The following is a 12,144-nucleotide window of genomic DNA, read 5'->3' as shown; positions in this document are numbered from 1 at the left end:
AAGTGTACTAAAAGCACTATCAGGTGCAAATGCGGAAATTTGAGGGAAAATATGGCTATTATTTGATAGTCAAAACAACTAATATGATTAATGTGTACGCGATAAAAACATCGACCAAATACGTCCTCACACTCATCATATTGCTCGCCATCACTTGCACCCCGGCGCAGGCAAAACTCCACTCCACAACGCTTATCGGCTCCGGAACTGGCGCCGAGTACGTGGCTCTCGGCGACTCCTTCGCCGCGAACCCTAGCACCACGGAACACTACGAGATTCTTAACCCCAATGAATTCTGCCGATATGGGGATATCTCATACCCAGAAGCGCTTGCTCGATACTTCAACAGTTTTGCTAATTTCACCTGTTCAGGTGCTGTCATCCGCGACGATTATATCGGCCGGCCAGTCAAAGCCACGATGATGACACTTCTCAACAATGCCGCCCCATCTCGAGCTCTCGGCCCCGATACTCAGATTGTCACCATCACTATCGGAGGAAATGAATCCTGGAATGGTGTCCGTGACTACGGCCTTGCTGGATCAACGCCCCTTGTCACCACTGATAATTATATTATTCGTATAAAAGAGTCGATCAGCCGCATTAAAGAATTAGCTCCGCAGGCGCGTATTTTATTGGTGGGATATCCCGAAGTTGTCGGCCCCGATAATCAAGGCTGCTTGATCAGTAGTGATCGCTTTGGATTTCCGATCCACCTATCCATACCTGTAGTGGGTGCCTACGACTACGTGCGTGCTCTAAATCACGCAATGCAGGAGGCCGCCCCACTTTTAGGGGTAGAGTACGTCGATGTCTATACCGATTCGATTGGGCACGGTTTGTGTGCACCTGAGAATCAGCGCTATATCAAAGCCATTGTGGATACTCCGGCGCGCGATCCGATGTTGCCGCTACACCCCACCGAATTAGGTACTGAATTCCAGGCTCGCAAGGTTGCCGAGTATTTGAATCTACAGTAAAAAAGAGGCCTCGCTATAAGGCCTCCTTTTTATAACTTTTTATAACCTAGCTGCGCTGCAGGTGCGCACTAACTCCACTGAGCACCTCGTGATCCAAGGTTTCGTTGCTCACGATAGAGAATTCGGTGGCTAATACTTCGCCAGCGATAAAGTCGCGGTGGCGTTGAGCCCATTCCACCTTCTCACCTGGCACCGACAGCACCACGCTGATGCGATCGGATACCTCAAAGCCACTATTCTTTCTGGCGTCTTGAAGACCGCGCACAATATCAGCGGCCCATCCCTCGGCTTCAAGGTCCTCCGAGAGCGTCGTATCCAATACCACCAGTCCACCGACGCCCTCGATGGCTGCCGTCGAGGCTGGATCGGCGGCGACGAGCCGCTCGCTAAATTCTGCTGGTTGCAATTCGATGCCGTCGGCAAGCAGGGTTCCGGTCTCTAGAATTTCGTAGTTACCAGCCTTCACAGCCTTAATCACCCGTTGTACGTCCCTGCCGAGGCGAGGACCAGCTACCTTGGCATTCACGACGGCCTCGAAGCGGCCCACAGAATCAACATTCGAAGTTAGCTCTACATTTTTTACATTCACTTCGTCGCGAATGATCGAAGTAAATTCCGCCAGCCGTTCTGCCTCAGGAAGAGCCACCGTGAGCTTCGACAGCGGTAATCGATTACGTAGCTTATGAGCCTTTCGCACAGAGGAGCTCGCCGAGCATACCCCGCGGATATCATCCATGGCGCCGACCAAGTTCACATTGGCCGCAAAATCTTTGGCCCGAGGATAGTCCGTTAAGTGCACAGAGCGACCTCCGGTTAAGGCCCTCCAGATAACCTCCGAGATCATGGGCAGTAGTGGCGCGGTTAGACGGGTGAGCGTCTCAAGCACGGTGTAGAGGGTGTTGAAGGCCTCGGGGTGCTCTTCGTCGCCCGCCCAGAAACGCTCACGGGAGCGACGCACATACCAGTTCGTCAATGCATCACAGAACCAACGCACCTCATCACAGGCCCGTGCTACGTCGGTTGCATCGAGCGCTGTGGTGATGTTATGCACCAAATCGTGCAGCTTAGCCAGAATATAGCGGTCGAGGACGTCCTCGGAATCTAGGGACCACTGGGCCGGCTTCGAGGAATAGAGTTGGAGGAAAGTATAAGCATTCCACATGGGCAGCAAAGCTTGGCGTACACCTTCGCGAATGCCTTGCTCGGTGACAATAAGGTTGCCGCCACGCAGGATCGGTGAAGACATGAGGAACCAGCGCATAGCGTCGGACCCATCTCGATCGAAAACCTCATTGACATTCGGGTAATTGCCCTTGGACTTGCTCATCTTCAGACCGTCGTCGCCGAGTACGATGCCGTGAGCAACTACCTTCTTATACGCTGGGCGGTCGAAGAGAGCCGTAGCCAGAACGTGCATAGTGTAGAACCAGCCACGTGATTGCCCCGAGTATTCCACAATGAAATCTGCTGGTGCGTGGGTGTCGAACCACTCTTTGTTCTCAAAGGGATAATGCTTCTGCGCAAATTGCATCGATCCAGATTCAAACCAGCAGTCAAGAACCTCCGGAACGCGCCGCATCATCGACTCCCCTGTCGGATCATCGGGATTCGGACGCACGAGCTCATCAATATACGGGCGGTGAAGGGAGGTCGGCCGCACTCCGAAATCGCGCTCAAGTTCATCAAGGGAGCCGTAGACGTCTATGCGTGGATAGTTTTCATCGTCGGAGACCCACACTGGGATAGGCGATCCCCAGTAACGGTTGCGGGAGATATTCCAGTCGCGCGCACCTTCAAGCCATTTGCCGAATTGGCCGTCGCGAATATGCGCAGGCATCCATTCGATCTGCTCATGGTTGAGTTCCACCATGCGATCGCGGACTTTAGTGACCGCCACGAACCAGGACGGCAAAGCCATGTAGATCAGCGGCTCACCGGAGCGCCACGAGTGCGGATAGGAGTGCTCAATAGTTTGATGGCGCACCACCCGTTGCGCTTTTTTAAGATCTTTGATGATCTCCTTGTTGGCATCAAAGACTAGTAAACCCTCATATTCAGGAACGAGGCTGGTGAATTTTCCATCCATATCCACCGGAATCACCACATCGATTCCATGGGCCTGGCAGGCGATCATATCATCTTCACCGAAGGCCGGAGCTTGGTGTACGATGCCGGTGCCGTCTTCGGTTGTGACATAGTCAGCGCCGATGATCTGGAAGGCATGCGGGTGGTCAAGGAAATAATTGAAAACCGGCTCATAGGTCAGTCCGATCAAGTCGGTACCGGGGTGAACTGAGATAATCTCAAAGTCCCCAAGCTCAGCCGCGTAGGAGTCCACGAGGGCTCGGGCTAGTAGGAAATCTTGACCCACAAAATCCGCTGCTCCCGATGGGCCCACCTTGACGCGCACATATTCAACGTCGGGGTTGACCGCAAGTGCCAAGTTGGAGGGCAGGGTCCACGGCGTGGTGGTCCAGGCAATCGCAGCCGCTCCAACAAGATCGGGATTAGCACTACTTCCCTTTCGGAACCCAGTGATCGGCAGGGTAACCGTTAATGTGGGATCTTGGCGCATCTTATAGGAATCGTCGAGACGCGTTTCCTGATTAGATAAAGGAGTATGCTCGGCCCAGGAATAGGGCAGTACCCTAAAGCCCTGGTAGATCAAGCCCTTGTCGTAGAGAGCCTTAAAAGCCCACATGACCGATTCCATAAAGCCGAGATCCATGGTCTTATACCCATTGGCAAAATCCACCCAGCGGGCTTGTCGGGTTACATAGTCCTTCCACTCTTCGGTATAACGAAGAACCGAGGTGGCGCAGAACTTATTGAATTTTTCCAGGCCCATCGACTCGATCTCGCCCTTGTCCTTGATGCCCAGCTGCTTCTCAGCTTCCAGCTCTGCGGGCAGTCCGTGGCAGTCCCAACCGAACACACGGCTGACAAGATTGCCCTGCATGGTGCGATAACGAGGGATAATATCTTTGACGTAGCCTGTCAGAAGATGCCCGTAGTGAGGCAAGCCATTCGCGAAGGGCGGACCGTCATAAAAGACGTATTCCTCCTGCCCCTCTCGCTGGTCGATAGAAGCTTGGAAGGTGGAATCTTCCTTCCAGTATTTCAGTACTGCCTCTTCCATATCGGGGAATCTGGTTGACCCCCCTGTCATATCGACCTTGGGATAAACTTTGCCGAATTCGGACATTCAACGCTCCTTCAAGAAAAACTTGTGGGTTCCACCAGATGCAGGGACGCTAGTGTCGCGCGGTACCACCCTGCTTGAATGCCATCAGCATTCCGCTTCGTTTTTCTTGCTGCGAGGATATGACGGTCCCACCCGCTCAGTTCTACTGAGAGGAAACGCACTTCGGTGCGGTTTTCTCCGTTCTTCCGAGAAGCTCCCCCGGTGATAGCCGAGATCGTTGCCTATAGTGAGATAAATTATAGCGCGTCCTGACAAAAAAAGACCAGTTCCCACCACGAGGTGGAAACTGGCCATTAAGCTAACCGAACTACTCAGCTGGCTTAGCGGAGGTTCGGGACTCCAGCTCAGCAAGCTGCGACTCAAGGAGGGTCTTCAGGCGGGTACGGTATTCGCGCTCGAAGGTGCGCAGCTCAGCAATGCGGTTTTCCAGAGCATTCTGCTGCTGCTTGATGGTAGCCATGGTCTCGGTGTGCTTACGCTCTGCGTCAGCTTGGAGAGCATTAGCCTTGTCCTCAGCGGCCTTAATTTGTGCATCTGCCTGAGCTTGGGCCTCGGATAGAGCTTGGTAGGACTTGGTTTTCGCTTCCTCAAGGAGACGCTCGGCGGTGATATGAGCGTCGTGGACCTGCTTTTCGGAGCGCTCGCGAGCGTCATCCAAAGTAGCCTTAGCGGAAGCCTCAGCTTCGGCTACTTGTTTCTCAGCCGCGGAGCGAGCGTCGTCAAGAAGCGACTTGGACTCGGTCTTTGCCTCGTAGGTCAAGCGGTCCGCCATCTCCTGAGCCATACCAAGTACGCGGGCTGCTTGCATATGGGTATCGGCGGAGGCTGCCTCTCCGCTTGGAGCTGCGATGGTAGCAGGTGCGGATTTCTGGGCGGCAGCAAGTTCGTCCTTTGCGGACTGAGCCTCAGTCTGAGCCTTGCGCACAGCCGACTCTAGTTCGACGAGTTTCTTTTCGTATTCGGCCTTGAGCTGGTTTTCCACCTCGGCTCTTATAGCTGTCTCGTTAGCTCCACTTGGTACAGCCTGAGGAACGATACCCGATTGCAAGTCGGCGATTTGTTTACGCAGATCGTCGTTCTCGTCTTGAATCTCGGCGAGGGTATCCTCAACCAGATCCAAGAACTGATCGACCTCGTCCTCGTTGTAGCCACGCTTACCAATCGGCGGCTTGCTGAATGCGACATTATGCACATCGGCTGGAGTCAGCGGCATGGAAATTTCCCTTCGAGATTCAATCTATTTCGACGTGCTCTGTCGCTCGCCGAACTTACATTTCTTACCTAGAATAACCCACTAAAGTCGCTAAAGGTAATGAAGACACGACTAATTAAAAGTGGACTCCCGTTTATATTAGCCCCTTATTTTGATATGCGCACCAATTTCTATAAGTAAATTGCAGGTTATTACCCCATTGCTTGTGCACTCCCGTGCCTGCCCAACGGTGACTTATGATGAGCGATTACCAAGAAAAAACCCTCCCAGCGCCTCAACGAAAGTCAAGACTAGGAGGGGGATTTGCGAACCTTCACATACTGTTTAGAGCAAAACCGCTATTAAAACCTTGGAAAACGAGAGGGCGAAGAAAAGGATAAGGATGGAAACGTCGAGCGATACGCCACCGAGTGGGAGCGGAGGAACCACTCGTCTGAGCGCCTTGACTGGCGGATCAGTGACCACGAAGGCAGCCTCCGAGAGCCGGTTGAACCAGCTAGGCGCACTGTAGTTTCGAGAGAATGTCACAATCATCTCAACCAGGATGCGCGCGATAAGGACGAAGAGATAAAGTTCGATCGCCCACAACAGGATAATTTTGATAGTTTCCACGGAGAACTTCGGGCCCTTTCACAGATAAACAGGACAAAAAAAGTCCTTGTCTCGGTACACTAGTTAGCCTAGTGCACCGTGACAAGGTTTAAAAAGATGACTTCCACCATCGAGCGCCGAAATTAGTGGATATGTGCAGCCTTCTTCAACTGCTCGCTGTCAAGATCGCAGTGCTCAGGGATAACAGCGAAAATACGGTTCTCTAGCTTAACCATTCGACCACGCAGCGCATAGCAAAGACCTGCGGCGAAATCGACAATTCCTTTGGCTTCCTTGGCATCCAAGGCCGCGAGGTCGAATACGACGGCATCCCCGTCACGGAAGGGCTCACCGATCTTCACGGCATCATTATTGCGGTAGATTTTCACGGAAACTACCGACGCTTCGACACGGGTACGAGTGGCATAGTGATCCTCGCGCTCACGAGCGTAGCTTGGGGTCCGATCATAGCTTTGAGGCTCCTCGAAATAGGCATCCTCAGAGTCATATGGGAAGGAGTCGGGGTCAGCGCCGAAGAAGAATTCTTTGGTGGATTTAAACAAGGACATAGTGGGAACCTTTCGGGTGTGTGCGCCGCGATCTCTCGAGCGCTACTGCGGTGGTGGAAGTATTGTCAAGTACTCAGATTATCGGGTAACAGTGCTGGACATGGAGACAAACACGCCCAATTGTGCGCCTCTATTAACTAGTGATATAAATAACACCCGCCTGACGTCCGGTATTCCCGTCCCGACGATAAGAAAAGAATTGTTGATCACTGATGGTGCATCGGTGATCACAGTCAATCGAGCGTACTCCGAGAGCGTATAACTGGTTTATGATCCCCGCACGCAGGTCCAGGCCCGGGGTCTGTTTAAGAGTTGTTGTACGCGCACCGCTAAGATGTCGTTCCACGTCGGCAGCCATAGCCTCCGGCACCTCATAGAAGTCGCCCGAGGCCGCAGGGCCTATGAGGGCATGCATCCGAGACGGAATTGCTCCAAGTTCTACCATGCGCTCGACAGTACGGCGAACAATGCCATTTCGAGCCCCCATGCGCCCGGCGTGTACCGCGGCCACGAGCGGAGCCTGCGGATCACTCAAGAGAACGGGAACACAATCAGCCACGAGAACACACATACCCAGCTTCGGTGTCGCGGTTATGAGAGCGTCCGTTGCCGGCACAGGTTGGTCTGTTGGATATTCGACAACGGTGATATTGGGTGAGTGGATCTGCTCCATCCACACCAAATTTTGTTCGTCGAGCCCGACTAATCGCGCGAGCCGCGCTCGGTTCGCGCGCACGTTGTCCTCATGGTCACCCACGTGATCTCCGAGGTTGAAGGAATCATAGGGGCTTGGGGAAACGCCTCCACGCCTGGACGTGAAGAACTGGCGCACAGGGCGCGCAGGGAAATCGGGGCCCTGAGGCCCCTCAGGCTTGGGCATATGATCTAGTAACGCATGAAGTCGGGGATGTCGAGATCGTCGTCATCCTCGGGGCGCTTTGGGGTCGGTTCGCTTATACGCGATGTAAATAAACCCCCTTTGCCACTGGAGGTATCCGAGGAGAATTCGTAGCGTCGATGGCGCGCATCATAGCTCTCTTGACTTTCACCGCTTTCACCCGAGCCCATAATCCCAGACGTGGGTGATGGTTCTGGGGTAGGTGATGCAGCCATGGCAGGCTGAGAGTCGGTGGAATTGTTGTCCCCGGTGTTATCGAAACCAGCCGCAATGACGGTTACCCGAACTTCGTCTCCCAGGTTGTCATCGAAGATGGTGCCGAAGATCAGGTTGACGTCTTCGTCGGCCTTTTCTTGAACCATCGACGCCGCCATATTCACTTCCATAAGTCCCAGATCAGATCCGCCTGCCACTGAAATCAGCACACCCTTAGCGCCTTCCATGGTGGATTCGAGCAGCGGGGAGTTAATCGCTTGCTGGGCGGCTTCCATCACACGGTTCTCACCGCTGGCTGAGCCCACGCCCATTAAGGCGGTTCCCGCATTAGCCATCACGGTTTTGACATCATTGAAGTCAAGGTTGATAACGCCTGGAGTAGTGATGAGCTTGGTGATGCCCTGGACGCCGTTGTGGAGCACTTGGTCAGCGGCGCGGAAGGCTTCCATCATGGAGAGGTTCTCGTCTCCCAATTCGAGGAGTCGATCATTAGGGATCACGATGAGGGTATCGCAGACCTCAGCTAGCTTCTCAATACCTTCGATGGCCTGCTTGGTGCGGCGGCGACCTTCGAATTTAAAGGGGCGGGTCACCACACCCACTGTCAGAGCTCCCTGCTTGCGCGCAATAGAGGCGACCACTGGGGCGGCACCGGTTCCGGTTCCCCCACCCTCACCAGCGGTTACGAAGACCATATCGGCACCCTCGAGGGTTTCTTCGATTTCTTTTTTGTGATCTTCTGCAGATTGGCGTCCAACTTCAGGATTAGCTCCGGCGCCAAGGCCTCGGGTGGCCTCGCGTCCGATATCGAGCTTGACGTCCGCATCGGTGAACATCAGTGCCTGCGAATCGGTATTCACGGCGATAAATTCAACACCCTTCAGACCTTCTTCGATCATGCGGTTGACTGCATTGACGCCACCGCCGCCAACACCAACGACCTTCATTACGGCGATGTAGTTATCTGGGGAAGTCATAAAGAAGACTCGCCTTTCTGGAAATTCTTGTGCTCGTATTAATCTAGCTGTCACCCTTTCGGGCTGTGGTCAACCAGAAAGCGTGAAGGTTTGTAGCTTCTATCTTCGCGGACGAACCCAAAAATTCTTGGTACATTTTCGTGGCGTGTCGATACCCTCAACCTAAACTTTAGAGTTTTGACATGCGATTTTAGCGTTGCGGCTCGATATTTCTAAGGGACGACAGAAACGATCGGCGCACCTGAGATATCAATGGTTTGCTCGGGTCGAGTCACCGCTACCGACAAAGCGATTGCTTTATCATGACTATTCTCATTGCTACCCCAAAAAACCCGCTTTCCATCCTTAAGAAGGAGTGCCATACTGCTTGCCGACGGTGCTTGGATCTCCGCAATCGCCGACCGCTCCGCAACGCCAATACTCTCGATTACCCCCAGGATATCGCGGTAGCCCTGGTCATCGGTCACCCCTGTCACTGCAATGAGCCCCTCGGGGTGCGGTTCGACGACAAAGACCCGCCCTTGACGGTCGATGAGGTGATCCCCGTCCTCTTTAGCTTCGTACATCACTGGCTCGTGCTCAACGATTTCGATTGCCACGGTGCTCGGAAGCTGGGTTTTTACTGTGGCCGTCAGTACCCACGGCAAGGCAACGAGATCCTGAGCAATATCCTGGGTATCTACTCGCACCGTATTCGTACCGATCAGCGGATCGGTGACGTTCTGGATATCTTCGGCGTGGGTGTGCTGGCTACCTTGGGAGATAATCTCCTTAACCGTAAATACGGGGAAGAAAAAGGCGATGGCGAAGAGAATGAGGCATATTGACCCTATGCCTACCAAGGTCAGTGATATCTTTTTCGCCATCATCAGATAAATCGATCCTTTCCAGGTCCTAGGCACCGGTGGTTAGCTCGTGTAAAAGGGACGCTCCCAACATGGTCACGCTTCCTGCCCCCATCGTGATCACCAGGTCGCCTGGTTGCAACTGTGGCGCGATAGTGGCTGCGGCTGCGGAAAAATCTGGCACAAAGCTAGCTGGGATAGTCATAGCCGAGGTGATAATCTGTGAGTCCACTCCCTCTACAGCTTCCTCGCGGGCGCCATAAATATCCAAGACATAGGCACGATCTGCAAGCGATAAGGCGCTGGCGAATTCCGAGGAAAATTCTAGAGTACGGGAATATAAGTGGGGTTGAAACACAGCAACCAAGCGTCCGTGGCCTCGAGCGGCTATTCTCTCTCGTGCGGCTTGCAGCACGGCCGCAACTTCCGTGGGGTGATGGGCATAATCGTCGTAGAGATCAATATCGTTGGCACTACCACGGTATTCAAAACGACGGCGCACCCCACCGAAGGCAGAAATTCCGCGAACCAAAGCAGCGAAGTCCCCTCCAGCGGCCACACCTGCGGTCACGGCGGCCGCAGCATTTAGCACCATGTGCTGGCCTGGAATGCTCAGGCTGATAGGCATCGACCGCTCCCCCATCTTCAGCACGGCGGTGGTGTTATCGGTGCCGGTGCTCATCGATTCAACGATCGTATGAGCAATGTCGGGATGCTGTGCGGCTGCCTCTGGTGTGCCATATCCCCATACCACCGTGAAGTCCTTAAAGTCCTCTCCCAACTGTGCGGCAGCTGGATCATCGAGGCAGACAATCAACGTACCTCCGGAATCTATTCTCTCCGCGAAATCGTAAAATACCTGCATATACGCATCATTGGAGCCGTAATAGTCGAGGTGATCGGGCTCCATATTGGTTACTACCGCAATATCGGGGCTATACCGCAACAGCGACGCATCCGATTCATCCGCCTCAGCTATGAAGAACTGGCTGAGACCGTGATGGGCATTCTTGCCTGAATCGCTGAGTTGCCCACCGATCGCATAGCTGGGATCCATGTCCGCGTGGTGCATCGCTACGACGGCCATCGAGGTGGTCGAGGTTTTGCCATGGGTTCCGGCGATGAGGATTTGCGTTTTATCGGCCATCAATTCTCCCAGGAGATCGGAGCGCCGAATCACTGGAATACCAAGTGAGTTGGCGTGCGATAATTCTGGATTATCTGGTGGGATCGCGGCGAATGAGGTGACAACCACAGTAGGGAGCTGACCTGAGAGGGTGAGGTTGTCAGCGGCGTGTCCGACAGCGATATGAGCGCCCAAGGTACGCAAATCACCAAGAGCCGGAGATTCTTTGATGTCCGATCCAGATACCACAAGCCCCCGTTCAAGAAGGATACTGGCAAGCCCTGACATACCGGCGCCTCCAATTCCCACTAGGTGAACTCGGGACAAATCATGTGAGGTGACCATGCTATCTTCCAATTCTTTAACTATGACTATGATCGAGCAACGATATCGGCCACGATATCGGCGATCGTATGGCTGGCATTACCCACCCCAGAGATCTTTGCGGCCTCACGCATGCGCTGCAGTGCATCGGGGTCACGCAGCAATGCGTCCACCGTATCGACCAGGCGGTTGGATAGTTCGTGATCTGCAATAATGCGGGCAGCACCTGCATCAACCACGGCTCGCGCATTAAGCCCTTGCTCTCCGTTGCCATGAGGAAGCGGTACATAGAGCGCGGGGACTCCTGCGGCGGTAATTTCTGCCACCGTCATAGCTCCAGAGCGGCACACGATGAGATCTGCAACCTGGTAGGCAGCCGCCATATCTTCGATATAAGGCACGCTCACCAGGTGTTCCCGAGCAGTGGGAGCGGGATTATTGGGCCCGTGTGCCAAGAGGATCTGATATCCGCGAGCGATAAGCTCATCGGCGTGCTGTTCAATGGCATCATTGAGCGACTTCGCCCCCTGAGAGCCACCGGTGACGAGTAAAGTATGGCGCGTTTCATCGAGGTTCCACAGCGACTGTCCACGCTCACGAGCCGCACGAATATCACTATCACTACCAAGTGATGAGCGAATAGGGATACCGACCACACGCCCGGGCATCCCAGAGCCTTCGACGGCGTTCAACCCTAGGCCACCAATTTTTTGGCCCAGTTTATTGGCTAGGCCAGCCCGTGCATTTGCTTCATGAACCACAAAGGGCAGACCTAGACTGCGCGCCGCTAAATATGCAGGCGCTGCTACATACCCCCCGAATCCCACCACTACATCAATGTCATTATCAGTGAGGATACGACGAGTCTGCCGAATGGTATCCAGGAGCCTGAATGGGAGATTCATCAGGTCTTTATTCACCCGGCGCGGTACGGGTACCGGCGGAATCATGCGCAGCTCGAAGCCGCGTGCCGGTATGAGGTTCTTCTCTAATCCTTTGGGACTACCTAAGGCTATGACGTTATAACCGCGGCTTTTTAACTCCCCCGCCACTGCGAGTGCCGGTTCGATATGCCCGGCGGTGCCACCGCCAGCGACGAGGATATTCACTGTCTTTGTAGTCATAATTGTTCTCAGTTTAGTCTCCATCGCATCGAACCGCTGGTATGCGCTCCGAGGTTGATCTGAAATGGCTTTTGCT

At 53.9% G+C, this 12,144-nt stretch carries 10 protein-coding genes; 1 reads left to right on the top strand and 9 read right to left on the bottom strand.

Annotation, left to right across the window (positions count from 1 at the left end):
* Positions 1-92: 92 nt before the first annotated feature.
* Entirely contained in the window at positions 93-980 is an 888-nt protein-coding gene (locus NXT00_RS00255; RefSeq protein ID WP_259076139.1) for an SGNH/GDSL hydrolase family protein, read from the top strand.
* Positions 981-1,026: 46 nt separating this feature from the next.
* On the opposite strand, the gene ileS is transcribed toward NXT00_RS00255, so the two are convergent.
* The 9 genes from ileS to murG all read right to left on the bottom strand — a co-directional run bounded on the left by ileS (position 1,027) and on the right by murG (position 12,068).
* Positions 1,027-4,185 (bottom strand): isoleucine--tRNA ligase, encoded by a 3,159-nt coding sequence (ileS, locus tag NXT00_RS00250; protein WP_259076138.1) that lies wholly within the window; start codon positions 4,183-4,185, stop codon positions 1,027-1,029.
* Positions 4,186-4,492: 307 nt separating this feature from the next.
* On the bottom strand, positions 4,493-5,398 hold the full coding sequence (locus tag NXT00_RS00245) for a DivIVA domain-containing protein (protein WP_259076135.1): 906 nt from the start codon (positions 5,396-5,398) through the stop codon (positions 4,493-4,495).
* Between the two features lie 324 nt (positions 5,399-5,722).
* Positions 5,723-6,010: a YggT family protein gene (locus NXT00_RS00240; RefSeq protein WP_259076133.1), complete on the bottom strand. Its 288-nt coding sequence runs from the start codon at positions 6,008-6,010 to the stop codon at positions 5,723-5,725.
* A 122-nt stretch (positions 6,011-6,132) separates the two neighbouring features.
* A complete protein-coding gene (locus NXT00_RS00235; RefSeq protein WP_259076131.1) occupies positions 6,133-6,558 on the bottom strand; it encodes a cell division protein SepF in 426 nt (141 codons plus the stop codon).
* 133 nt (positions 6,559-6,691) lie between these two features.
* Entirely contained in the window at positions 6,692-7,438 is a 747-nt protein-coding gene (gene pgeF, locus NXT00_RS00230; RefSeq protein WP_259076130.1) for a peptidoglycan editing factor PgeF, read from the bottom strand.
* 5 nt (positions 7,439-7,443) lie between these two features.
* Positions 7,444-8,649: a cell division protein FtsZ gene (ftsZ, locus tag NXT00_RS00225; protein ID WP_259076128.1), complete on the bottom strand. Its 1,206-nt coding sequence runs from the start codon at positions 8,647-8,649 to the stop codon at positions 7,444-7,446.
* Positions 8,650-8,861: 212 nt separating this feature from the next.
* Complete coding sequence (locus NXT00_RS00220; protein ID WP_259076126.1) at positions 8,862-9,518, bottom strand: cell division protein FtsQ/DivIB; 657 nt, start codon at positions 9,516-9,518, stop codon at positions 8,862-8,864.
* Between the two features lie 25 nt (positions 9,519-9,543).
* The gene (gene murC, locus NXT00_RS00215; RefSeq protein WP_259157633.1) at positions 9,544-10,965 is read right to left on the bottom strand and encodes a UDP-N-acetylmuramate--L-alanine ligase; all 1,422 of its coding nucleotides are present in this window, start codon (positions 10,963-10,965) and stop codon (positions 9,544-9,546) included.
* A 26-nt stretch (positions 10,966-10,991) separates the two neighbouring features.
* Positions 10,992-12,068 carry an undecaprenyldiphospho-muramoylpentapeptide beta-N-acetylglucosaminyltransferase gene (gene murG / locus NXT00_RS00210; RefSeq protein WP_259157632.1) on the bottom strand — a complete coding sequence of 359 codons (1,077 nt, stop codon included), beginning with the start codon at positions 12,066-12,068 and terminating at the stop codon, positions 10,992-10,994.
* Positions 12,069-12,144 lie beyond the last annotated feature (76 nt).

The organism is Corynebacterium sp. ES2715-CONJ3 (assembly GCF_024814365.1).
Classification (GTDB): domain Bacteria; phylum Actinomycetota; class Actinomycetes; order Mycobacteriales; family Mycobacteriaceae; genus Corynebacterium.
Note: the sequence above shows the minus strand (reverse complement) of the source record. Positions and strands in the feature narration are given on the sequence as shown.